19 protein-coding genes are annotated in these 22,350 nt (G+C 61.5%); 8 read left to right on the forward strand and 11 right to left on the reverse strand.

The genetic code is table 11. The features are described from left to right. Positions 1–32 precede the first annotated feature (32 nt). The 3 genes from ELH03_RS16750 to ELH03_RS16760 all read right to left on the reverse strand — a co-directional run bounded on the left by ELH03_RS16750 (position 33) and on the right by ELH03_RS16760 (position 5,401). A complete protein-coding gene (locus ELH03_RS16750) occupies positions 33–3,233 on the reverse strand; it encodes an efflux RND transporter permease subunit (protein ID WP_128410094.1) in 3,201 nt (1,066 codons plus the stop codon). A 118-nt stretch (positions 3,234–3,351) separates the two neighbouring features. Next, entirely contained in the window at positions 3,352–4,542 is a 1,191-nt protein-coding gene (locus ELH03_RS16755) for an efflux RND transporter periplasmic adaptor subunit (RefSeq protein ID WP_128410095.1), read from the reverse strand. A 46-nt stretch (positions 4,543–4,588) separates the two neighbouring features. Then, positions 4,589–5,401, reverse strand: a complete 813-nt coding sequence (locus tag ELH03_RS16760) for an alpha/beta hydrolase fold domain-containing protein (protein ID WP_130766525.1) — start codon at positions 5,399–5,401, stop codon at positions 4,589–4,591. A gap of 163 nt (positions 5,402–5,564) precedes the next feature. On the opposite strand from ELH03_RS16760, the gene ELH03_RS16765 reads away from it, so the two are divergent. Continuing rightward, positions 5,565–6,476: a LysR family transcriptional regulator gene (locus ELH03_RS16765; RefSeq protein ID WP_003561999.1), complete on the forward strand. Its 912-nt coding sequence runs from the start codon at positions 5,565–5,567 to the stop codon at positions 6,474–6,476. Between the two features lie 265 nt (positions 6,477–6,741). On the opposite strand, the gene ELH03_RS16770 is transcribed toward ELH03_RS16765, so the two are convergent. Both ELH03_RS16770 and ELH03_RS16775 read right to left on the reverse strand, forming a co-directional pair. Further along, positions 6,742–7,644, reverse strand: a complete 903-nt coding sequence (locus tag ELH03_RS16770) for an SDR family oxidoreductase (RefSeq protein ID WP_128410096.1) — start codon at positions 7,642–7,644, stop codon at positions 6,742–6,744. Between the two features lie 87 nt (positions 7,645–7,731). Beyond that, positions 7,732–8,475: an SDR family oxidoreductase gene (locus ELH03_RS16775; protein WP_128400558.1), complete on the reverse strand. Its 744-nt coding sequence runs from the start codon at positions 8,473–8,475 to the stop codon at positions 7,732–7,734. Between the two features lie 119 nt (positions 8,476–8,594). On the opposite strand from ELH03_RS16775, the gene ELH03_RS16780 reads away from it, so the two are divergent. Genes ELH03_RS16780 through ELH03_RS16790 form a run of 3 tightly spaced genes read left to right on the forward strand, consistent with a single transcriptional unit; the run spans position 8,595 to position 10,527 of the window. Next, the gene (locus ELH03_RS16780; protein ID WP_128410888.1) at positions 8,595–9,503 is read left to right on the forward strand and encodes a LysR family transcriptional regulator; all 909 of its coding nucleotides are present in this window, start codon (positions 8,595–8,597) and stop codon (positions 9,501–9,503) included. Between the two features lie 39 nt (positions 9,504–9,542). Beyond that, entirely contained in the window at positions 9,543–9,857 is a 315-nt protein-coding gene (locus ELH03_RS16785; protein ID WP_105007185.1) for a hypothetical protein, read from the forward strand. A gap of 52 nt (positions 9,858–9,909) precedes the next feature. Continuing rightward, a complete protein-coding gene (locus tag ELH03_RS16790; RefSeq protein ID WP_128410889.1) occupies positions 9,910–10,527 on the forward strand; it encodes a DNA-3-methyladenine glycosylase in 618 nt (205 codons plus the stop codon). A gap of 125 nt (positions 10,528–10,652) precedes the next feature. On the opposite strand, the gene ELH03_RS16795 is transcribed toward ELH03_RS16790, so the two are convergent. Genes ELH03_RS16795 through ELH03_RS16805 form a run of 3 tightly spaced genes read right to left on the reverse strand, consistent with a single transcriptional unit; the run spans position 10,653 to position 13,885 of the window. Then, positions 10,653–12,194, reverse strand: a complete 1,542-nt coding sequence (locus ELH03_RS16795) for a DHA2 family efflux MFS transporter permease subunit (RefSeq protein WP_128410890.1) — start codon at positions 12,192–12,194, stop codon at positions 10,653–10,655. Then, positions 12,187–13,428, reverse strand: a complete 1,242-nt coding sequence (locus ELH03_RS16800) for an HlyD family secretion protein (protein WP_130766526.1) — start codon at positions 13,426–13,428, stop codon at positions 12,187–12,189. The genes ELH03_RS16795 and ELH03_RS16800 overlap by 8 nt, the downstream gene beginning before the upstream one ends. Beyond that, positions 13,421–13,885: a MarR family winged helix-turn-helix transcriptional regulator gene (locus tag ELH03_RS16805; RefSeq protein WP_128410892.1), complete on the reverse strand. Its 465-nt coding sequence runs from the start codon at positions 13,883–13,885 to the stop codon at positions 13,421–13,423. Before ELH03_RS16805 ends, ELH03_RS16800 begins: the two co-directional genes overlap by 8 nt. A gap of 8 nt (positions 13,886–13,893) precedes the next feature. Between ELH03_RS16805 and ELH03_RS37450 the strand changes: the two genes are divergently transcribed. The 3 genes from ELH03_RS37450 (at position 13,894) to ELH03_RS16815 (ending at position 18,761) form a co-directional block, all read left to right on the forward strand. Then, complete coding sequence (locus tag ELH03_RS37450) at positions 13,894–14,139, forward strand: hypothetical protein (RefSeq protein WP_164902607.1); 246 nt, start codon at positions 13,894–13,896, stop codon at positions 14,137–14,139. Positions 14,140–14,400: 261 nt separating this feature from the next. After that, on the forward strand, positions 14,401–15,576 hold the full coding sequence (locus ELH03_RS16810; protein WP_128410893.1) for an efflux RND transporter periplasmic adaptor subunit: 1,176 nt from the start codon (positions 14,401–14,403) through the stop codon (positions 15,574–15,576). After that, positions 15,573–18,761 (forward strand): efflux RND transporter permease subunit, encoded by a 3,189-nt coding sequence (locus ELH03_RS16815; protein WP_128410894.1) that lies wholly within the window; start codon positions 15,573–15,575, stop codon positions 18,759–18,761. The genes ELH03_RS16810 and ELH03_RS16815 overlap by 4 nt, the downstream gene beginning before the upstream one ends. An 18-nt stretch (positions 18,762–18,779) precedes the next feature. Here the strand turns inward: ELH03_RS16815 and ELH03_RS16820 are convergent, their stop codons facing one another. Next, on the reverse strand, positions 18,780–19,556 hold the full coding sequence (locus ELH03_RS16820; RefSeq protein WP_197729771.1) for a metallophosphoesterase family protein: 777 nt from the start codon (positions 19,554–19,556) through the stop codon (positions 18,780–18,782). Between the two features lie 164 nt (positions 19,557–19,720). Here ELH03_RS16820 and ELH03_RS16825 point away from each other — a divergent pair, with 164 nt between their 5' ends. After that, a complete protein-coding gene (locus tag ELH03_RS16825) occupies positions 19,721–20,848 on the forward strand; it encodes an acyl-CoA dehydrogenase (protein WP_130766527.1) in 1,128 nt (375 codons plus the stop codon). Here ELH03_RS16825 and ELH03_RS16830 read toward each other — a convergent pair whose 3' ends face one another. Together ELH03_RS16830 and ELH03_RS16835 are read right to left on the reverse strand one after the other, a co-directional pair. Then, positions 20,849–21,313, reverse strand: coding sequence for an RrF2 family transcriptional regulator (locus ELH03_RS16830; protein WP_128400567.1), 465 nt, complete (start codon positions 21,311–21,313; stop codon positions 20,849–20,851). 176 nt (positions 21,314–21,489) lie between these two features. Next, a complete protein-coding gene (locus ELH03_RS16835) occupies positions 21,490–22,278 on the reverse strand; it encodes an SDR family NAD(P)-dependent oxidoreductase (RefSeq protein ID WP_130766528.1) in 789 nt (262 codons plus the stop codon). Positions 22,279–22,350: the final 72 nt, after the last annotated feature.

Below are 22,350 nucleotides of genomic sequence, written 5' to 3' on the forward strand. Positions count from 1 at the left end.
GATTTACTCGACAAAGGAAGGTTGAATTCCGTTTATTCCGCCGCGAGCCGGATGACCTCCGCCTCTTCTTCCTTGTGTTCGTCCGGCTTGTGCTGGACGAGCGGACGGTTGCCCGTCAGCCGCCGCAGCAGCACGTAGAAGACAGGCGTCATGAAGATGCCGAAGAAGGTCACGCCGATCATGCCGGAGAAGACCGCGACACCCATGGCCGCGCGCATCTCCGCGCCGGCGCCTGTAGAGACAACGAGCGGCACGACACCCATGATGAAGGCGAGCGAGGTCATGAGGATCGGGCGAAGGCGAAGGCGGCTGGCCTCGATCGCGGCCTCCCGCGGTGTTCTTCCCTCGAACTCCAGTTCGCGGGCGAATTCCACGATAAGGATCGCGTTCTTCGCTGATAGACCGACAAGCACCACGAGACCGATCTGAGTGAAGATGTTGTTGTCTCCACCGGTGAGCCAGACGCCGGTCAGCGCGGCCAGCACGCCCATCGGCACGATCATGATGATCGCAAGCGGCAGCGTCAGGCTTTCATACTGGGCGGCCAGCACCAGGAAGACCAGCAGCAGCGCCAGGGGGAAGACCACGATGCTCGAATTGCCGGCGAGAATTTGCTGATAGGTCAGATCCGTCCATTCGAAGTCGATGCCGGCAGGCAAGGTCTCGTGAAGGATCTTCTCGATTGCCGCCTGCGCCTGGCCGGACGAGAAGCCCGGTGCCGGACCGCCGTTGATGTCGGCAGCGAGGAAGCCGTTGTAGCGGTTCGCACGCTCCGGACCGGTGCTCGGCTCCACCTTCAGGAGGGCCGAAAGCGGGATCATCTCACCCGATGCCGAGCGGACCTTCAACTGGCCGATATCTTCCGGCTGGGCGCGGAATTTCGCATCGGCCTGCACGCGGACGCTGTAGGTGCGGCCGAAAGCGTTGAAGTCGTTCACATAGAGCGAACCGAGGTAGATCTGCAGCGTCTGGAAGACGTCGGTGACGGAAACCCCAAGCTGCTCGGCCTTGGCGCGGTCGAGATCGGCATAGAGCTGCGGCACGTTGATCTGGAAGCTGGAGAACAGCCCGGCGAGTTCAGGCGCCTGGTAAGCCTTTGCAAGCACTGCCTTGGTTGCCTCGTCGAGCGCCTGGTTGCCGAGGCCCGCACGATCCTCGATCTGCAGCTTGAAGCCGCCCGTCGTGCCGAGACCATTGACCGGCGGCGGCGGGAACATGGCGATGAAGGCATCCTGGATGACGCCGAACTTCTGGTTCAGCGCCATGGCGATTGCGCCGCCCGAGAGATCTGGCGTCTTGCGCTCCTCGAAGTCCTTCAGCGTCACAAAGACGATGCCGGCATTCGAGGAGTTGGTGAAGCCGTTGATCGACAGGCCCGGAAAGGCGATCGCATTGGCAACACCCGGCTGCGCCAGCGCGATGTCGGTCATGCGCTTGATGACGTCTTCCGTGCGGTCGAGGCTTGCGGCATCCGGCAACTGGGCGAAGCCGATCAGATACTGCTTGTCCTGCGACGGCACGAAGCCGCCGGGAACCGAACTGAACAGGCTGTAGGTCGCACCGACCAGTGCCAGATAGATCACCATGACAATGCTCTTGCGCGACAAGAGACCACCCACGCCCTTGCCGTAGGCATTCGAGCCTGCGCCGAAGACACGGTTGAAGCCGCGGAAGAACCAACCGAAGATGGCGTCCATGAACCGCGTCAGCCAGTCCTTCGGCTGATCATGGCCCTTCAGGAGAAGGGCTGCCAACGCCGGAGACAGGGTGAGCGAGTTGAAGGCCGAGATGACGGTCGAGATTGCGATCGTCAGCGCGAACTGGCGATAAAACTGACCCGACAGGCCGGAGATGAAAGCGAGCGGCACGAAGACCGCGACGAGGACCAGCGCGATCGCGACGATCGGACCGGAGACTTCCTTCATCGCCTTGTAGGTGGCAGCCCGTGGCGACAGGCCATGTTCGATATTACGCTCGACGTTTTCGACCACCACGATCGCGTCGTCAACGACGATACCGATCGCGAGCACCAAGCCGAACAGACTGAGCGCGTTGATCGAGAAGCCGAAGACATACATGACCGCGAAAGTGCCGATGATCGAAACAGGAACGGCGATCAGCGGGATGATCGAGGCGCGCCACGTCTGGAGGAAAAGGATGACGACGAGGACGACGAGCGCGATGGCTTCGAGCAGCGTGTCGATGACCTTCTCGATCGAGGCCCGCACGAATTTCGTCGTATCGTAGACGATCTCGTACTTGACGCCATCCGGCATGGCGAGCTGCAGCTGATCCATGGTTGCGTTCACATTGTCCGCGATCTCGATCGCGTTCGAACCGGGCGCCTGCAGGACAGCAACGGCGACGGCCGGCTTGCCGTCGAGCAGCGAACGCAGCGTGTAATCCGCAGCACCGAGCTCAATGCGGGCGACATCGCGAAGGCGGGTGATCTCGCCACTGGCGCCCGTCTTGACGATGATGTTGCCAAATTCGTCGGGCGTGCGCAGGCGGCCCTGGGCATTCACATTGAGCTGCAGATCCACACCTGGCTGGCTCGGCGACGCGCCGATGATGCCGGCGGCGGCCTGGATGTTCTGGGAGCTGATGGCGCTGCTGATGTCGCTGGCGGCGAGATTGTGCTCGGCGGCCTTCTGCGGATCGATCCAGACACGCATGGAATAGTCGCCGGCGCCGAAGACCTGTACCTGACCGACGCCTGCAATGCGGGCGAGACGATCCTTGACGTTCAAGGTCGCGTAGTTGCGAAGATAGGTGATGTCGTGATTGTCCCCGTCGGAGACGAGGTTCACCACCATGATGAAGTTGGGCGAACTCTTGACTGTCGTGATGCCGAGTGCACGGACTTCCGCCGGCAGGCGCGGTTCGGCCTGCGAAACGCGGTTCTGCACGAGCTGCTGTGCCTTGTCAGGGTCGGTGCCGAGCTTGAAGGTGACGGTGACGTTGAGCACACCGTCCGATGTCGCCTGGCTGGCCATGTAGAGCATGCCTTCGACGCCGTTGATCTGCTCTTCGAGCGGCGTTGCCACCGTTTCGGCGATGACGGACGGGTTGGCGCCGGGATAGGTGGCGCGCACGACGATCGACGGCGGCACGACCTCCGGATATTCGGAAATCGGCAGCGCGCGCAGGCCGATCAGGCCGGCAACCAGGATGAGGACCGAAAGAACGCCGGCAAAGACCGGGCGGTCGACAAAGAATCTGGAGATGTTCATATCAAAGCCCTCTCCGGGGTGAACATGGATGCAACGTCCCTCTCCGGCGGTTTGGGAGTCGCCGGCGGGTCATATCATTTCGGGTATTGGCCTTCCCCCGGAGGGGAAGGCAAAGTCTTTACTGCGCGGTTGCGACCTTCTCTTCCATCTGAGGTGCGACGACTGCACCTGGACGGATGCGCTGCAGACCGTTGACGACGATCTTTTCGCCGACGTTCAGGCCGCTTTCGACTACACGCTGGCCGTCGGCCAGCGTGCCGAGCTGGACCTGCCGATAGGCGACCTTGTTCTCACCATCGACGACGAAGACGAACTTCTTGTCCTGGTCCGTGCCGACGGCACGGTCGCTGATGACGATCTTGTTCTCGGCCTTCGGCTGACCCATGCGCACCCGCACGAACTGGCCGGGGATGAGACGTCCGCCTGGATTATCGAAGACGGCGCGCACGCCGATTGTGCCGCTGGCGGCATCGACCTCGTTGTCGATCAGCTGCAGCTTGCCCTTGATCGGCGTGCCGCTGTCGGTCAGCGTACCGACCTCGACCGGAATCTGCTCGACGGCAGGCAGGGCGCTATCCGTCTGCGGAAGCTGGGCAAGCGCGCGCGTCACCATCTCTTCGCTGGCATTGAAGCTCGCATAGATCGGATCGACGGAAACGAGCGTCGTCAGCGCCGGCGACGTCGAACCGGCCGCGACGAGGTTACCGGCGGTCACCTCGATCTTGCCGATGCGGCCGGAAACCGGAGCCCGCACTTCAGTATAATCGAGATCGAGCTGGGCCGACTGCAGGGCAGCTTGCGCCGAACGCAGCCCCGCCTGAGCCTCGGCCAGCGAACTCTGGCGCTGATCGAGATCGCTCTGGGAGATGGTGCGGTTGTCGGAAAGCCTGCGGCCGCGGTCGAGTTCGGTCTGCGCCAGGCTGACCTTGGCTTCGGCCGAAGCGACCTGGCCTTGCGCCTGCGCCACGCTCGCCTGGTAGGGGGCCGGGTCGATGGTGAAGAGCAGGTCGCCCTGCTTCACCAGCGCCCCTTCGCGGAAAGCCACCGACAGGATGGCGCCGGCAACACGGGAACGCACCTGCACACGGTCGACGGCTTCCAGACGGCCGGAGAAATTCTCCCAGGCCGTCACATCGCGCGCCGCAACGACGGCAACCGTCACCGGCACGGCGGGAGCCTGTGCAGGGGCGGAAGCGGCCGTAGCGGTCGTGCTCATCGGCAGTTCGAAAAACAATGCGGCGCCGGAAACGGACGCAACTAGGCCTATGCCGGCGCCCACAAGGGCCCAGCGCTTCTTTCTGGACGTCATCGGTACTCTCCTTGCGGCTCAAGGCCGCCGAAATATCAGGTCTTCTTCAATGCAATTGCGGTTGAACGCTTACGTCCCGAATGAAGCTTCCGAAATGGCGGCTGACGTTTTCCTGCCAGTCCGGCGCTCCGTCGGATTTCCCACCATAAATCGAGGGCCAGCCCGTCCCGGCGGGAAGGACATGCTGGCGCACACCGACACCGGCCTGTTTCAGGCGGGCACCGTAACCAATTGTTTCGTCGTGCAGAGGATCGTCCTCCGCGGTGAATATCAGCGCCGGCGCGACGCCTGAAATACGCGAACAGAGGCAAGGCGCCGCATAAGGGTGGCAACCGCCGCCGCTCAGATAGTGGCTCCAGCCCTCCGTCCAGCGCTGGCGCATGCCGATGGCATCGGCCTTGCGGATCGAGGACGTGCCCATGAAGGGATCGAGCAGCGGCGAAATCAGGACCTGGCCGTCGAGCGCGTCCGGCATCTGGTCGCGCGCCTTCAGCGCCACGCCGGCGGCAACATTGCCGCCTGCTTCTTCGCCGGCGACGAAGAGCAGCGACTTGCGGTCGCCGAGACCGGCGCGTTTGTTGGCGAGATAGGTGAAAACGGAGAAGGAGACTTCCAGCGCCTTCGGAAATACATTGCCGGACAGGCTGCTGTAATCGGCGGCGACGACGATGGCGCCGGCTTTGGCGAGACTCATCGCTACCGGCCGGTCGACGTTCTTGTCGCTGTCCAGAAACGCACCGCCATGCAGGTAAAGCACGATCGGCGGACCCTTGCCGTAATCGGCGCCCTGGTAGATGCGTGCGGAAACGGGGCCGATGGCCACCTTATCCAGCATCATATCTTTCCATTCCACCGTCATGCTTCGGTCTCTTTTGCGTCGGCGACAAGCAGACAACGCCTGCCGCTTGCATTTTGTACAAAAAAGATATTGTTATTCCAACCAAGGAATAAGAAGCTATATCGCGATAACACTGTTCCAGATCTCGAACAATGGTGCAACGCAAACTGCGGATTTGAAACCGATGGATCAGCTCTCGGCAATGCGCGTCTTCATTCGCGTCGTGGAGACGGGCAATTTCACCCGCGCCGCCGACATGCTCGCCATGCCCAAGGCGACGGTGACCAATCTCATCCAGGGTCTGGAGGCGCATCTGCGCACCAAGCTCTTGAACCGTACTACGCGCCGGGTGATGGTCACCACGGACGGCGCGCTTTATTACGAACGCGCCGCCCAGATCATTTCGGAACTGGAGGAACTCGACGGCAGCCTTTCCAATTCGCAGAGCCTGCCAAGCGGGCGGCTGCGTGTCGAGATGGCCGGCGCTTTCGCCGATTGGATCGTCGTTCCGGCACTTTGCGATTTCTATCAGCGTTATCCCGATATCCGTATCGACCTCGGTGTCGGCGACCGCACGGTTGATTATCTTGCGGAAAATGTCGATTGCGCGCTGCGGGCCGGCACGCCGGCCGACCAGTCGCTGATTGCGCGGCGCGTTTCCGAAGTCGAGATGATCACCTGTGCTTCGCCAAGCTACATCCAGAAATTCGGCATGCCCGAGCGGCCGGAGGATCTGGAGGCGGATCATTACTCCGTCAACTATTTCCGCGCTCAGAACAACCGGACGCTGCCCTTCGAATTTCGTCGGCACAACGAGGTGATCGAGACCAGTCCGCGTTACATCGCATCGGTCAACGATAGCCGTACCTATCTGACGGCTGCACTGACGGGTCTCGGCATCGCGCAGGTGCCGATCTTCATGGCGCGCGAGCCGATGGCAAGGGGCGAACTCGTCCGTGTGCTGCCGGATTGGCGTCGCGATCCGCTGCCGCTTTACGTCGTCTACCCCCCGAACCGCCATCTCAGCAACAAGGTCCGTGTCTTCGTCGACTGGCTGGTGAAGCTTCTGGTCGAGGCGAGACTGAACGACGTCTGAGCGCCAAGACAAATACGGCCCGGAAGGCAGGGGAAACCTTCGACGGGCCGCAATGTACAACTTTGAACATCAAGCCTGTCGCACCGTGGAAAGGGCGCGGCAAGCTTTGGAGGTCGGAAGAGAGCGGCAGGGAATTCCACTCTCTCGCGATAAAACAGATATACGCACTCCCCGCAGGATTGTAAGGAAAAATTCCGCAATCACGTTCACATAATTGCGATGACGGGTTGGCTCCCATGTTCCCGCGCCAGCGGCGGGCCGAATTTCAATTCCTGGCAGCCGGCTTCAGCAGGTCCTCGAGGCCGATGCGGCGGAACAATTCCGCCCGGACACGGTCGGCGACGCCGTTGACGATCTCCGCGCCGTCCTCGGATGGATCGATATGGACGCGGAACGGTCTCGTACCGAACGGCTTGCCGACGACATCGATGATGGCGACGGCTACCGCGCCGGCATCGGCGTCGGCAGGTTCGAGTGCTGCCAGGCCCTGCAGCGCCTGTTCCGGCACGCCCTTGTAGGGTCCTTCATTATATTCGGCGGCGCGGGCGGTATCATCAGGCGAGCCGGAATGGGCGAAATGGTTGGTGCCCTTGGTGAAGGCGCCGGGCACGATGATCGAGGTCTCGATGCCCCAGCGGGTAAGCTCGCCGGCATAGGAGACGGCAAGTGAATCCATTGCCGCCTTGGCGGCGAAATAGGGCGAGAGATAGGGAGGCGTGCCGCCGCGGCTGCTCGACGACGATACCCAGACCACGAGGCCCCTGCCCTGCCGGCGGAGATGCGGAAGTGCCGCACGATTGACGCGCTGGGTGGAGAGCACGTTGATGTCGAAGAGCTCGGCGAACTGTTCCGGCGTGAAGGCTTCGGCCGGGCCGAAGGACATATGGCCGGCATTGTGGATGATGACATCGAGGCGGCCCGCATCGGCGATAATCCTGGCGATACCTGATACGACCGACGCGTCGGAGGCGACATCGAGTTCGACCGAGCGCAGATCGACGTTGTTTTCTCTGGCGAATTCAGCCGCATCGGCGACGGCGGGAGCGTTGCGGCCTTCCGTGGCGCGCATGCCGGCATAGACGGTATGGCCGGCCTTGGCGAGGGCGCGGGCGGTAAGAGCGCCGAAGCCGCTGGAAGCGCCGGTGATGATAATGACTTGCTTGCTCATTGTCCTATTCCTTCTGGGTTCGATTGGGGTTGGTTGAAGTGGAAGCTTGAGGTTGGCGGCGGCCTCGGGAGCGCCGCCGGTCTTTCCTCAGATCACGCCGCCATTGGCGCGTAGCGTCTGGCCGTTGATCCAGCCGCCGTCCGGACCGGCAAGAAAGGCAACCGCAGATGCGATGTCTTCCGGTGTGCCGAGGCGTTCCAGCGGGTTCATCTTCGCCATGCGGGCGATGAGTTCGTCCGACTTGCCGTTGAGGAAGAGGTCGGTGGCCACAGGGCCAGGCGCGATGGCGTTGACGGTGATGTTGCGGCCCCGCATCTCCTTGGCCATGATCGCCGTCAGCGTTTCGACGGCAGCCTTGGTGGCAGCGTAAACGCCATAGGTTTCGAGCTTCAGGCCGACGACTGAGGTCGAGAAGTTGATGACCCGGCCACCGTCACGCAGACGCTTGGCTGCCTCGCGCAACGTATTGAAGGTGCCCTTCAGATTGACGCCGATCTGCCGATCGAAATTGGCGTCGTCGGCCTCCGCAAGCGAAGAGAGCATCATGATGCCGGCATTGTTGACAAGCACATCGACGCCGCCGAAAGAGGTTTCCGCGGCATCGAACATGCGGCGGACGGCTTCGGCGTCGCTGACATCGGCTTTCGCCGTCAGCGCCTTGCCGCCAGCCTGCTCGATCTCCTGGGCCAATTCCTCGGCCGGAGCGGCATTGCCGGAATAGTTGATGACGACGGTGAAACCGTCCTTGGCGAGGCGTCGGGCGACTGCCGCGCCAATGCCGCGGGACGCGCCGGTGACCAGTGCCACCTTGCCGTTTTCTTTGGAAGCCATTGTCCTTCTCCTTCATCCTGCGCCGCAGCGCGTTTTCGATGAGGAGAAGATGCACCTGTTCATTCTGCGGATAATCAGGCATCATCCGGCATCACTATCCGGGAATTACGAACAAACAGATGGACAGATTTGATGCCATGCGGGTGTTTTGCCGGGTCGTGGAACGCCGCAGCTTCACGCTTGCCGCCGAAGACACTGGCCTGCCGCGCTCGACCGTCACCGATGCGATAAAGCAGCTCGAAGCCCGCCTCGGCGTGCGCCTGCTCCAGCGCACGACACGCCATGTCAGCCCGACGCTCGATGGCGAAGCCTATTACCAGCGCTGCCTGTCGATCCTTGCCGATATCGAGGATGCCGAAGGCGCTTTCGCCGGCGCCAAGCCGAAGGGCCTGCTGCGCGTCGATGTGCACGGCACGCTTGCCCGGCATTTCGTGCTGCCGAGCCTGCCGTCTTTTCTAGAGACCTATCCCGAGATCGAATTCTACATGAGCGAGGGCGACCGGCTGGTCGATCTTGTGCGCGAAGGCATCGATTGCGTGCTGCGCGTCGGCACGCCGCAAGACAGCGACATGGTCGCCCGGCGCGTCGCCATGCTTGATGAGGTGACACTCGCCTCCCCTGATTATATCGCCACCTATGGCCTGCCGCAGCATCCCGACCAGCTTGACGGCCATCGCATGGTTGGCTTCCGCTCCAGCAGCACCGGCAGTCTGTTGCCGCTCGAATTCATCGTCGACGGCACGGTGCATGACATCACCATTCCGGCCACCGTCACGGTCAACGCCGCCGAAAGCTATATTTCAGCGGCAAGGATGGGCCTCGGCATGATCCAGATCCCGCGCTATCACGCCGAAAGAGACCTTGCCGCGGGCACGCTGGTCCATGTGCTCAAGGATTTTCCGCTGACCCCGACACCGGTTTCCCTGCTCTACCCCCGTAACCGCCAGCTTTCGCCGCGCGTGCGCGTCTTCATCGACTGGCTGGTGAAGGTCTTCGCTCGACAAAATTCCGAAAACGCGCTTCACTAAAATGCGCCTTGCTAATATGAGCGCCCACGGAGAACGGCCATGGCACTCAACGATATCACCGTCTACCAGACGGAAGACGGCTTCGTCGTCGAATTCGGCGGCGAAGGCGAAGACAGCATTGCCGTGACGTTGCGCAGCACGCCTGAGCTGACGTCGGAAAATGCCGTCTTGCGTGCCAAGTCCCTGCTTGCCGCAGCGATCGAACCTGCCCATGGCGACGGCGCGCGCAGCAAGGACCCCGCTTTGCTCGAGGAAGAGCTGGAGGAGGGTCTGGAAGACTCCTTCCCGGCGAGCGACCCGGTCTCGGTCACATCACCCTCGATCCCGATGCGCGATCCGAACGCCGGCCGCTGATCCCGTCGCGCAAACGCATGAAACGGTTTTGGGATGACGATAAGCGCGGTGAATGTTATCTGCGTCTGATATGACCGATGGTGGAACGATATCAGGTGCGGTCGGCGCCGGCACCCTTACGGGCGAAAGCCTCAGGAAATTTTTCGAGCGCGATGCGATCACCGTCTCTCGCGACCTGCTCGGTTGCCATCTGACCGTGGATGGCGTCGGCGGACGCATCACCGAGACCGAAGCCTATTTCCCCGATGACGAGGCCTCGCACAGCTTCCGCGGCCCGACCAAGCGCAACGGCGCCATGTATGGCAAGCCGGGCAATGTCTATATCTACCGCATCTACGGCATGTACTGGTGCCTGAATTTCGTCTGTCATCCGGGTTCGGCTGCACTCATCCGCGCCCTGGAGCCGGAAACGGGAATCCCTCAGATGATGGAGCGGCGCGGCACCGATATGCTGACGTCGCTCTGCAGCGGCCCCGGCAAGCTCTGCCAGGCGCTCGGCATCGATATCGCGATCAATGACAGGCTGCTCGATCACCCGCCCTATGCGATCGCGCCGTCCGCACCGGTGCCGACCGTCTCGGGAAAACGCATCGGCATCACGAAAAATGCCGAAGCACCATGGCGCTTCGGCATTCAGGGATCGCGTTATCTCAGCAAGCCGTTCCGCTAGAGCATGATGCCGAAAAGTGCGAGCGGTTTTCGGGCGACGTCATGCTCCAACTATTTGATTTATAACAAAATTCCAGGAAAGGTGCGACGCGGTTTTCCGTCCGCAATTGCGGCAACACCTAGAGTTCATTCCATCACTGCGCTGTGGTCGACGGCAGGTGCTGCCTTCGGCTTGCGCAGCAACAGCACCAGCGGGATGACCGCAAGCGACATCAGCATCAACAGCTTGAAATCATCCATATAGGCAATGATCGTCGATTGCAGCGTGATGATCTCGTTGAGCGAAGCGCGGCCGGCAGCCGTCACCGGGCTGAGCCCCTGCGCCGCCACCGCATTGAAAGCGTGATTGAACGGCGTCACATAGGCCGCAATCGATTCATGATTGCTCTGTGTGTTTTCGATGATCAGCGCCGAGACGATCGAAATGCCGACCGACGAGCCGATGTTTCGCGACAGGTTATAGAGGCCGGTGCCGTCGCCGCGCATATGGGCGGGCAGCGTGGCAAAGGCGATCGTCGTCAGCGGCACGAACAGGAAGCCGAGGCCGGCGCCCTGGATGAAGCCGACGGAGATGATCGTCCATTGCGAGACATCGGGCGTCCATCCGGTCATGTCGTACATCGCCCAGGCGGTGAGACCGAGACCAAGCACCAGCAGCAAGCGCGTATCGACTTTGCCGATCAGCCGTCCGACGATGAACATGCAGAGCATGGTGCCAAGCCCGCGCGGCCCCATCACGATGCCGGCGGTGATCACGGGATAGCCCATGAGCGTTTGCAGATAGGGCGTCATCAGCGCCAGGGAGGCGAGATAGGTGATGCCGATCACGAAGATGAAGATCATGCTGATCGAGAAATTCTGGTCGAGAAACAGCTTCGGGTTCACGAAGGATTTCTCCGCTGTCAGCGTATGCACGACCAGCAGATAGAAGGCGGCAGCGCAGATCAGCGCCTCGACGACGATCTCGCCCGAAGAGAACCAGTCGAGCTGCTCGCCGCGGTCGAGAAAGAGCTGCAGCGCGGCAATACCGAGGCTCATCATCCCGAAGCCGAACCAGTCCAGCTTGGCGAGCAGGTCCCTCTTGGTCTCGGTGACGAAGACGACGATGCCCATGAAGGCGAGCGCCCCGATCGGCACGTTGATATAGAACACCCAGCGCCAGCTGATATTGTCGGTCAGCCAGCCGCCGATGACAGGCCCAAGCACCGGCCCGACCATGACCGAGACGCCGAAAAGGGCCATGGCCGAGCCGCGCTCCTCGACGGTATAGATGTCCAGGAGGATGCCCTGGGAAAGTGGCACCAGCGATGCGCCGAACAGGCCCTGCATCAGGCGGAAAGCGACGATCTGGTTCAGTGATTGCGCAAGGCCGCAGAGAACGGAGGCAACCACGAAACCGACGATAGCGACGAGCAGCACGCGTTTGCGACCGAACTTGGCGGCAAGGAAGCCCGACGGCGGCGTCATGATTGCCGCCGCGACAATATAGGAGGTCAACACCCAGTTGATCTGGTCGGCGGAGGCCGACACGCTGCCCTGGATATAGGGCAGCGCCACGTTGGCGATCGTCGTGTCCAGCGCCTGCATGATGACGGCGAGAATGACGCAGGCCGTGATCGCACCGCGATTGGCAATCGGCGTCGCCGGAGAAGCGGAAGCGTTACTCATGATCCTTGCCCTGAGGCCGACCCAGAAGCTTGTTGACGAAATCAGGCAGGCCGCGGGCATGGCCGGTCTCGACATCGACCACCGTGCTCATGCCAACGCGCAGCGGCGGCTTGCCTTCGGTGTCCTCGATGCTGACGCGCATCGGAATGCGCTGGACGACCTTCACCCAGTTGCCAGTGGTGTTCTGCGCCGGCAACAGCGAGAAGCTGGAGCCGGAGGCCGGGCTGATGCTCTCGACCTTGCCCTTCCAAGTCGCGCCGGGATAGGTGTCGACATAGATATCGGCCGTCTGGCCGGGCTTGACATAGGTAAGCTCGGTTTCCTTCGGGCTGGCGGCGATCCACAGATGGTCAGTGGCAACAAGCGAGAAGGCCTGTTGCGAAGCCTGCAGGTAGGAGCCCACCTGCAGCGCGTTGACATTGGTGACGATGCCGTCGAACGGTGCCTTGACGACGCTGTGGTCGAGTTCGCGCTGGGCATTGTCGACCTGCGACTTGGCCTGCAGGTAGAGCGGGTTTTCCTCGGCCGGCTGGTCGGCATTGCCGCCGAGCTGGGCGAGTGTCGTTGCGGCTTCCGCCTTGGCGACTGCAACCTTCTGCTGCGCGGCTTCCAGATTGTGCTTGGCTTCGTCATAGGCCGACTGCGTCGCGCTGCCGTTGTTGACGAGGTTCTGCTGCCGGTCAAACTGATCCTGATAATAGGGCAGATCGGCTTGCGCCTGCGTGATCTCGGCAAGCGACTGCTGATAGCTGGCCTTGAGATTCATGATCTGATTGCGCTGCGCGCCCAACTGCGCCTTGGCGCCATCAAGCGCGATCTTGAAAGAATCCGACCGCAGGCTGAAGAGCACCTGTCCCGCCTTGACCGCCTCGTTCTCATGCACGTTGATCTGGTCGACGATACCCGAGACATCGGTGGTAAGCCCGACCATGTCGGCCTGGATATAGGCGTTGTCCGTCGACATCACCTGACCGCCATTGACGTAATAATAACCGCCGACGACGAGCGCTACCGGCAGCAGGGCAAAGAGGATCGGCCGCGTGAGACTGCGCCGGCGGCGGACCTTGTTGCCGCCAGGCGCAGCCACGGCGGCAGCCGGCGCTGAATTGGATGAAGGCGCTTCGGCTACCGTTTCCTGCTGTTTCGCTTCGTTGTCTTCGACAGGAGTCTTGGTCTTGGTCTTGGTCTTGGCATTGGCGTCGGCAACGACGCGGAGGGGGGATTGATCAGCCATCGCTCGTCTCATTCTCGTCAACCGGGCTCCGGCATGCCTGAACCAGGTTCGTCTTCATTACGGATAGGATGTGGAAAAGCAGCTCGCGCTGCTCTGGCGAAACGCCTTGCAACGCTTCCGCGCGGGTGGTGTCGCCGAGCTCGCGCATTTCGGCGAGCAACGGGTGCGCCTCGTCGCGCATATAGAGCAGCCAGATGCGCCGGTCGGTCGGGTGCTGGCGGCGCTCGATCAGCCCGCGCTCGGCGAGCTTGTCGAGAATGCGCACCAGCGTGATCGGCTCGACTTCCAGGATTTCGGCAAGGCCGCCCTGATGGATGCCTTCATTGTTCGAGAGATAGGCAAGCGTCTGCCATTGCGACCGGGTCAGCCCAAGGCACTTCGCGCGCTGCTCGAACCGCTTGCGCAGCAGCCGTGCGACGTCGTGGAGAAGGAAACCGAGGGTCGGAGTGGCGTTCATGAAAACCTGTGACCGTTATTTATAAGCATCCTTATAATATCGGTAGATATATTGAGCATGCGCGCTGCACAAGGGCATGGATGGCAAATTCAACGGCAGCGGCCAAAATGCCGCAGACCGGGTCAAGCATATCTGCGGTTCCTCCCTTTCTCTCGCGCCGACGAGATGATGTCTTTCACATGCTGGAACAGGAGCTCGACTGGGCCGAACTCGCCGCCCTGCCGCCCGGCAGAGACGAAATCGTCGAGAGCTGATGCCCCCTGTGAAGTTTTGATGGATTCCGGAATCGTTACCAATTGGCATTTGCAATTTTTCGCCGCTGCCGTTTATAGTCCAATTCCATAGGGTTACGATTTTTCTGATGTGCATTGCGTGCCGGCCTTCCTTTTCCAAGGGATTGAACGCCGGGGAATCATGGGGGCAGAGGCCCTCGTTCAAAGCAGCGAGACATGAACAGCATCACTTCATCTTGAGGTTGGCGGCAGTGAATCGGCCGTCGAGATTGGAGGACCGGTATGACTTACGCGCTTCGACAGATGGTGGTGCTTGGCTGTATTGCCGCATTCATGCCTCTCCCCGCGCTGGCCCAGAGCGCCCCACCGGCCCCGCCCGTCACCGTCGCCAAGCCGGTCGTTCGCGATGTCGTCGACAGCGACGAGTTCATCGGCCGTTTCGAGCCGGTCGACGAAGTCTCCGTTCGCTCGCGCGTCGGTGGTTACCTACAGGAAATCCATTTCCAGGACGGCGCATTGGTCAAACAGGGCGACCTGCTCTTCGTCATCGACCAGCGGCCTTTCGTAACAGCCCTCAATCAGGCAAAGGCGACACTCGAATCGGCGCAATCCGCCCTGGTCTTTGCCGATGCGCAGTATAAGCGCACGCAATCGCTTGCTTCGAGCGGCAGCCAGTCGGCACAGACGCTGGATGATCGCCGCCGCGAATTCGATTCGGCCGAGGCCAATGTGCGCGGCGCACAGGCCGCAGCCGACCGCGCCTCTCTCGACATGGAATATACCGAGATCAAGGCGCCGCTCAGCGGCCGCATCGACCGCCGGCTGATCTCAGCCGGCAACCTCGTGCAGACCGACCAAACTGTGCTGACGACGATCGTTTCGCTCGATCCGATCGATTTCTATTTCGACGTCGATGAACGCCGCCTGCTGAATTTCGCCGACACGGCGCGCAAATTGGGCAAGGAACTCCAGCAGGGCGGTGGCGGACTGGATGTATCCGTGACGATCTCGGATCCCAGTGCCAAACCATTCAAGGGAAAGCTCGATTTCGCCGAGAACCGGGTCGACAATGAGAGTGGCACCATTCGTCTGCGTGCCCGCTTCCCGAACCCCGATCTCGTCCTTCAGCCCGGCCTCTTCGGTCGCATACAGGTCGAAGCCTCCAACACCTACCAGGCCATTCTCGTCCCCGACGAGGCCATCGGTTCGGACCAGAATGAGCGCGTCGTTTATGTCGTCGCCGAAGACGGCACGGTGTCGACCAAGCCCGTGAGGCCCGGACCGCGTCTCTACGGCTACCGCGTCATACGCGAGGGCCTTGACGGCACCGAGACGATCATCGTCAACGGCCTGATGCGCGCCCGGCCGGGCGCAAAGATCACGCCTCAGATGACCGAACTGCCGCAGGAGCGGCAGGACGCTCCGCCGGAAACCGCCGGTGCGGAGAGCGGACAATGAGATTTGCTCATTTTTTCGTGGACCGGCCGATCTTTGCGGCCGTCATCTCGATCCTTTTTCTCGTCGTCGGCAGCATTGCCTACACGCAATTGCCGGTATCGCAGTATCCGGAGATAGCGCCGCCGACCATCGTCGTACGCACCTCTTATCCGGGTGCCGACCCGCAGACGATCGCCGATACCGTTTCGACGCCGCTTGAACAACAGATCAACGGCGTCGAAGACATGCTTTACATGTCTTCTTACTCCAGCGCCGACGGCGCCATGTCGCTGACGATCACCTTCAAGCTCGGCACAGATCTCGACAAGGTCCAGGTGCTCGTCCAGAACCGTGTTTCCATCGCCCTTCCCCGTCTTCCCGAAGAAGTCCAGCGACTTGGCGTGACCACCGACAAAAGCTCGCCGGATCTGATGATGGTGGTACACCTGCTGTCGCCGTCGCACCGCTATGACCAGCTTTACGTCTCGAACTACGCCCGCAACCGCATCCGCGACGTTCTCGTGCGCCTTGACGGCGTCGGCGACGTGCAGATCTTTGGCGAGCGCCAGTATTCGATGCGAATCTGGCTGGATCCGGAAAAGCTCTCCGCCTACGGGATGACCTCCGATGACGTCGTCTCCGCGTTGAGAGACCAGAACGTCCAGGTATCAGGCGGCAAGATTGGGGCTCCACCCGTCACCGGCAAGAATGCATTCGAATATACGGTGCGAACGGATGGCCGGTTCTCCGACGTGCGCGAGTTCCGATATGTCATTGTGAAATCGACGACATCGGGCCGGCTCGTGCAGTTGCAGGATGTCGCCCGGATCGAACTCGGCGCACAGGATTACGTCACCAACAGTTATCTCAACAACGATCCCGCAGTTGCTCTCGGCATCTTCGCCCGGCCGGGAACCAACGCCCTGGACACGGCCCATCAAGTCCAGACGCTCATGAAGGACATATCCCAGAATTTCCCGCCGGGTCTGGAATATCGCATCGTCTACGACACGACCGAATTCATCTCGGATTCGATCACCGAGGTCTATAGGACCATTGCCGAAGCGGCCATCCTGGTGGCAATCGTCGTTCTTGTCTTCCTGCAATCCTGGCGAACCGCGATCATTCCGATCATTGCCATCCCGGTATCGTTGATCGGCACCTTCGCCGTCCTGCTCGCCTTCGGCTTCTCGCTCAACATGCTCACCCTGTTCGGTCTCGTGCTGGCGATCGGTATCGTCGTCGATGACGCGATCGTGGTGGTGGAAAACGTCGAGCGTAATCTGGCACGCGGCATGACGCCGAAGCAGGCGTCTCATGTCACGATGGACGAAGTAGGAACCGCCGTCGTCGCCATCTCGCTGGTGCTGATCGCCGTGTTCGTGCCGACAGCCTTCATTCCAGGCATCTCTGGCCAGTTCTACCGGCAGTTCGCGGTCACGATCTCCGTCACCACTGCAATTTCCGCATTGAATTCGCTCACATTGTCGCCCGCGCTCGCAGGCATATTGCTGAAAACCCATGACCATGAAACCAAGCGCATGAATGTCGCATCCCGTCTGGGAAGAGGGCTTGCAAACGGCTTCAACCATGGATTCGATCGGCTGAGTTCCGGCTATTCATGGACCATTCGGCATCTGGTCAGCAGCTGGATTGGGTTGACAGCCGCGATGGTCACCTTCGCCTGCCTGCTCGGAGCAACCTGGTACATGGGCACGAAAGTTCCCGCGGGCTTTATCCCGACCATGGACCAGGGTTACGCCATCATCGTCATACAGCTACCGGACGGCGCATCGCTCGCACGTACCGATGCCGTCGTCAAACAGGTGGGCGATATCGCCCGCACCGTGCCCGGCGTCGGCAATGCCGTGCAATTTGCCGGCTTCAGCGGGGCGACGTTCACCAATGCCTCAAATGCCGGCGTCGTCTTCGTCCCGTTCAAATCCTTTGCCGAACGTGAAGAAGGCGGGGAGAACGCCAACAAGATCATCGGCGAGCTTTACGGAAAGCTGCAAAGCATCCAGGAAGCCTTCATCATTGCCATCCCACCGCCATCGGTGCGTGGCGTCGGCAATTCCGGCGGCTTCAAGATGCAGATCTCCGATCTCGAGAACGCCGACATGACGCGCGTGCTCGGCCTCGCCCGGCAGATGATGGGTGCGGCGGCAACGACCGAGGGACTGACCGGCGTCTTTACGACATTCTCCGATGCAAGCCCGCAATATTTCCTGGCGATCGACCGCGACAAGGCGCGTTTCCTGAATGTGCCGATCCCCAATATCTTCAACGCCCTTTCCATCAATCTCGGCGTCGCCTATGTCAACGATTTCAATGCGTTCGGCCGCGTCTACCAGGTTCGCGCCCAGGCCGATCGGCAATACCGCATGGACCGGGAAGACATCCTCGCCCTGAAGGTCCGGTCGGCGACCGGGGCGCTGGTTCCGCTTGGAACCTTGATGGACATCCAGGATGCCAGCGGCCCGGCGCTTGTCCAGCGCTACAACATGTACGTCTCGGTGCCGCTTCAGGGCAATCCGACGCCGGGCACGTCGACGGGCGATGCCATCGCCAAGATGGAAGCGCTGGCAGCGAAGATCCTGCCGCAGGGGACGACCTTCGAATGGACGGAACTCGCCTATCAGGAGACCCACACCGGCAACACCGCCATCTACATCTTTGCCCTGTCCGTCGTCTTCGTCTTCCTGGCGCTGGCGGCACAATATGAAAGCTGGGTCCTGCCCCTGGCGATCATTCTCATCGTCCCGCTTGCGGTGCTCGCGGCGCTGATCGGGGTCTCTCTGAGGGGAATGGACAACAATGTCCTGACGCAGATCGGCCTGATCGTCTTGATCGGCCTTGCGGCCAAGAATGCCATTCTGATCGTCGAGTTCGCCAGGCAGGCGGAAGACGAGGGCAAGTCGCCGGTGGAGGCGGCCATCGAGGCCAGCCATCTTCGCCTGCGCCCGATCCTGATGACGGCATTCGCCTTCATCTTCGGTGTTCTGCCGCTTGCCATTGCCACAGGCCCCGGCGCCGAAATGCGCCAGTCGCTCGGCACCGCCGTCTTCTCGGGCATGCTCGGTGTGACGATCTTCGGCCTGTTCCTGACGCCAGTCTTCTACGTCGTGCTGCGCGGCTGGCGCCGCAAGCGCCCGGCCACGGTAGAACCAGCGAAGACAGAGCCGGTCGAGGAAGGGGTCGCCTGAGACGATCCCACACAGAGGTCAGGTCGAAAACAGATGCACCTTGCCCTGCCAAAAGCGGGCGACGGTGAGCTTGCCGCTGCGAAAGGCGCGCGTATCGAGATTGAGCCGCCTCGGCCGTATGTCGGGTTCGTCGTTCGGCGTATGACCGTGAACGACGAGTTTCGGCAACGGCACCCGGCTTTCGAGAAACCGCTGGCGGATGAGGACCAGATCCTCGTCCGTCTGCTCACCGAGCCGCAGCTTCGGATTGATGCCGGCATGCACGAAAATCACGCTCGGGGTCTCCAGTAGGACAGGCATCGCCCGCATGAAATCGATATGCGTACGCGGCAGTGATTGCCGGATGAAGGCATCGAGCTTCGCGCCGGTGGGAAAGACCAGCGGCAGATGCTCCGGATCGAGGCCATAGGATTTGAGCAGCTCCGCTGACCCCATCTGCATCCAATCGTCATAGGAGATCCAGCCGTCGATATAGTCGAGCATGGCGACTTCGTGATTGCCGGCAAGGCAGATGCGGTCGAATCCATCCGGCGGCGGCTCCATGAGATGGGCGATGACCTGTGACGATTCCGGGCCGCGGTCGATATAATCGCCGAGCGTGACGATCAGCTTACGCCCGGGCAACTGCCCACCATCGCGCAGGATCGCCGCCTCGGCTTTCACAAGCAGGTCGTATCGACCGTGAATATCGCCGATCGCATAGGTTGGGATAGCGGCAATATCCAGCGTCAGACGCGGTCTCGGCTGGCGCGCCATTTTCGAAACCTCGCTGTTGCGAGCACGAGAGTCGCTCATCATATTTCTCTATTAAGGAAGCCCCACTTCACCGTAAGTAGCGTGGAGAACAGGGCAATCAAGCTGGTAAGAAAATTCAAAGCACACGGCTTTTGTAGAAAAACCGGCCTTATCATTCGAGGGGCAATCCCTCACTCCTATATCCATCGAGAAAAGAGTGACCGATGGGAACGGTATCGCAGTTTCATGAGAGCCTGAGGCCTCCCGCGCATCGCATCGAAAGCGAAGAGGAGGCGATATCCACGGCCCGCGACCTCGCCGCCGCATTCCGGCATCAGGCGAGCGAGCGCGATATCAACCGCATCCTGCCCTTTGCCGAGCTTGATGCGCTGTCGGTATCGGGGCTGACGGCAATCGCCGTACCGCCTGACCATGAGGGGCTCGACGTGTCGAACGCCCTGCTCGCCGAAATCGTTGCAATCATCGCCGAGGGCGATGCCTCGATCGGCGAGGCGCTGGAAAATCATTTTTGCGTACTGGAAACGCTCCGCACCCAGGCTGCCGAGGATTTGAAGGCATCGCTGTTTGCCCGTGCGCTGCTCGGCGACCGCTTTTCGGGCGCCACCTTCACCGACGGGGCTGAGCTTTCAGCCGAAGGCCCGGGCTACCGCCTGAGTGGGCGCACGCGGCAGGCGCCCGGTATTCTATTCGCCGACTGGATCGCCGCTGCCGCCACCGCCCCGCCCAGCCGCCCGGTGACGCTCTACCTCGCACGCGATGATGAAGGCGTGCAGGTGGTCGACGATTGGGACGGCTTCGGCCAGCGCACCAATGGCTCGGCGACGGCGATCGTCGGCACGCTTCACGTCAATGCAGATGCGATTGCCCCTGCCCCCTCGTCCGGATATTCGACCGGCATCTCGCTCGGCCTGCTGCTCAAGGCCAGCGTCAGCCTGGGCATCGCGCGCGCCGCATGGAGCGACCTGATGACCGCGATTGGCGATCCCAGCGCCACCGTCCTCCCCCGGATTGGCGAGCGCGCTATCCGCATCGAAGCGACGGCGGCAGCCTTGGAACGGGCTGGCCGCAAACTCGACATTGCCCAAGTCAATCCTGTGGAGGCCGCAAAGGCGGATGCGCATTTCTCCGCCTCGGCCGCCGCGATCCTTGCCGGGGAAACAGCGCTCGACACAGCAAACGCGCTGTTTGAACTTGCGGGAGAAATATCGGCGGGCATCGGGCTTAATCTCGACCGCCATTGGCGCAATGCCCGCATTCACGCGCTATCGCTGCCGCGGGATAAGCTGGTGCATACCGCAGGCGAATATATGTCGAAGGTCGGCGGCGCCTAATCAGCTGGCGGCGGAGATCGGGAATTGTTCCTTGGCGCCGTCGATACGGCCGCCGTCGGCGACGAACTGCTCGAGGGTCATATTGTCGAGAATAGCGGCGATCGCGTCCCGAACATCGGTCATCGAGCGCCGCACCTGACAGGTCTCGGGATCGGCACAGTCGTCGCAGGCCTCGTAAGCCGTACGGCTGGCACAGCGGATCGGCGCTAAGGGTCCGTCGAGCGTGCGGATGACATGGCCGATGCGGATTTCGGAGGCCGGCCGCGACAGGGAATAGCCGCCGCCCGGTCCCTTCTTCGAGCGCAGGATGCCGACATTGCGCAGTTCGAGCAGGATGGTATCGAGAAACTTCTTCGGGATATTGTTACGGGCGGCGATGTCATTGATGAAGGCAGTCTCGCCCGGCGCCAACCGCGCCAGGTCGACCAGCGCCTTCAGCCCGTATTTTCCCTTTTTCGTCAGCATCGTCGTCGCCTTGTAGAAATCGCAGTATTTATCCTGCCAATAGCAGGCAAATAGCGTCAAAAGCGTGAACATACAACAAAATAGCTATTATTTATAGCTTGTATCGGCAACGTCCACAGAAACGCCCGGCAGCCTCGAGAAAGACCGGCTGCCGCCCGCCCTGCCGGCAGTCTCGGTCAGATCGTCTTCAGCATGCCGCCATCGACGAAATAGGTCGAGCCGATGCAATAGCTCGCACGCTCCGAACTCAGGAAGACGAAGACGTTTGCCAGCTCCTCCGGTGTGCCGAAGCGTTTGGAGGCGGCGTGCTCGTTGGCGACGCTCTGCAGGTAGCCTTCCCAGTTCCCGCCGGTTTCGGCCGTCAATTGTTTGGCGGTCTTGATCCAGTCGGGCGTCAGGATCAGACCGGCATTGACGCAGTTGACACGGATCTTATCCTTGATGAGTTCGGTCGAGAGCGTCTTCGAAAACATCATCAGCGCCGACTTGCTGACATTGTAGATCGGCTCGTACCATAGCGGCTGAACGGCACAGATCGAGGCATTGTGCAGGATCACACCGCCGCCGCGCTCCTTCATCTGCGGGGCGATGCCGCGCGCCAGCCGCACGGCGGCCATCACATGCAAGTCCCAATAGGTCTGCCACTTCTCATCGGGTGCCTCCATCACCGTCTCGTTCGACCCGGTGCCGGCATTGTTGATGAGGATATCGGCGCCGCCTTTTTCGGCAGCCGCCGCTATGATCGCCTCGGTTCCCGCAACCGTCGCCACATCCGCGGCAACAGCGGCGGCGCTGACCCCGTACGTCCCGGCGATACGGGCGGCTTCCGCCTCGAGCCGTTCGCCGCCGCGCGCCGCCAGCACGAGGTTGGCGCCCTCAGCCGCCAGTCCTTCGGCGATCGCCAGTCCGATGCCGATCGACGCACCTGTTATGACGGCAGTCTTTCCCTTCAATCCGAGATCCATGTCTTCCTCCGCAAGCGGCCGGAGATCCCGGCCTGATGTGCTGAGTGTTCCGCCAATGAATCCCGGCGTCAA

Source organism: Rhizobium beringeri, assembly GCF_004306515.1.
Lineage (GTDB): Bacteria > Pseudomonadota > Alphaproteobacteria > Rhizobiales > Rhizobiaceae > Rhizobium > Rhizobium beringeri.

Excerpts from the sequence above, each read along its gene's own strand:
- ELH03_RS16750 (WP_128410094.1), bottom strand. The coding sequence starts at position 3,233 with ATGAACATCTCCAGATTCTTTGTCGACCGCCCGGTCTTTGCCGGCGTT.
- ELH03_RS16755 (WP_128410095.1), bottom strand. The coding sequence starts at position 4,542 with ATGACGTCCAGAAAGAAGCGCTGGGCCCTTGTGGGCGCCGGCATAGGC.
- ELH03_RS16760 (WP_130766525.1), bottom strand. The coding sequence starts at position 5,401 with ATGACGGTGGAATGGAAAGATATGATGCTGGATAAGGTGGCCATCGGC.
- ELH03_RS16765 (WP_003561999.1), top strand. The coding sequence starts at position 5,565 with ATGGATCAGCTCTCGGCAATGCGCGTCTTCATTCGCGTCGTGGAGACG.
- ELH03_RS16770 (WP_128410096.1), bottom strand. The coding sequence starts at position 7,644 with ATGAGCAAGCAAGTCATTATCATCACCGGCGCTTCCAGCGGCTTCGGC.
- ELH03_RS16775 (WP_128400558.1), bottom strand. The coding sequence starts at position 8,475 with ATGGCTTCCAAAGAAAACGGCAAGGTGGCACTGGTCACCGGCGCGTCC.
- ELH03_RS16780 (WP_128410888.1), top strand. The coding sequence starts at position 8,595 with ATGGACAGATTTGATGCCATGCGGGTGTTTTGCCGGGTCGTGGAACGC.
- ELH03_RS16785 (WP_105007185.1), top strand. The coding sequence starts at position 9,543 with ATGGCACTCAACGATATCACCGTCTACCAGACGGAAGACGGCTTCGTC.
- ELH03_RS16790 (WP_128410889.1), top strand. The coding sequence starts at position 9,910 with ATGTTATCTGCGTCTGATATGACCGATGGTGGAACGATATCAGGTGCG.
- ELH03_RS16795 (WP_128410890.1), bottom strand. The coding sequence starts at position 12,194 with ATGAGTAACGCTTCCGCTTCTCCGGCGACGCCGATTGCCAATCGCGGT.
- ELH03_RS16800 (WP_130766526.1), bottom strand. The coding sequence starts at position 13,428 with ATGGCTGATCAATCCCCCCTCCGCGTCGTTGCCGACGCCAATGCCAAG.
- ELH03_RS16805 (WP_128410892.1), bottom strand. The coding sequence starts at position 13,885 with ATGAACGCCACTCCGACCCTCGGTTTCCTTCTCCACGACGTCGCACGG.
- ELH03_RS16810 (WP_128410893.1), top strand. The coding sequence starts at position 14,401 with ATGACTTACGCGCTTCGACAGATGGTGGTGCTTGGCTGTATTGCCGCA.
- ELH03_RS16815 (WP_128410894.1), top strand. The coding sequence starts at position 15,573 with ATGAGATTTGCTCATTTTTTCGTGGACCGGCCGATCTTTGCGGCCGTC.
- ELH03_RS16820 (WP_197729771.1), bottom strand. The coding sequence starts at position 19,556 with ATGAGCGACTCTCGTGCTCGCAACAGCGAGGTTTCGAAAATGGCGCGC.
- ELH03_RS16825 (WP_130766527.1), top strand. The coding sequence starts at position 19,721 with ATGGGAACGGTATCGCAGTTTCATGAGAGCCTGAGGCCTCCCGCGCAT.
- ELH03_RS16830 (WP_128400567.1), bottom strand. The coding sequence starts at position 21,313 with ATGCTGACGAAAAAGGGAAAATACGGGCTGAAGGCGCTGGTCGACCTG.
- ELH03_RS16835 (WP_130766528.1), bottom strand. The coding sequence starts at position 22,278 with ATGGATCTCGGATTGAAGGGAAAGACTGCCGTCATAACAGGTGCGTCG.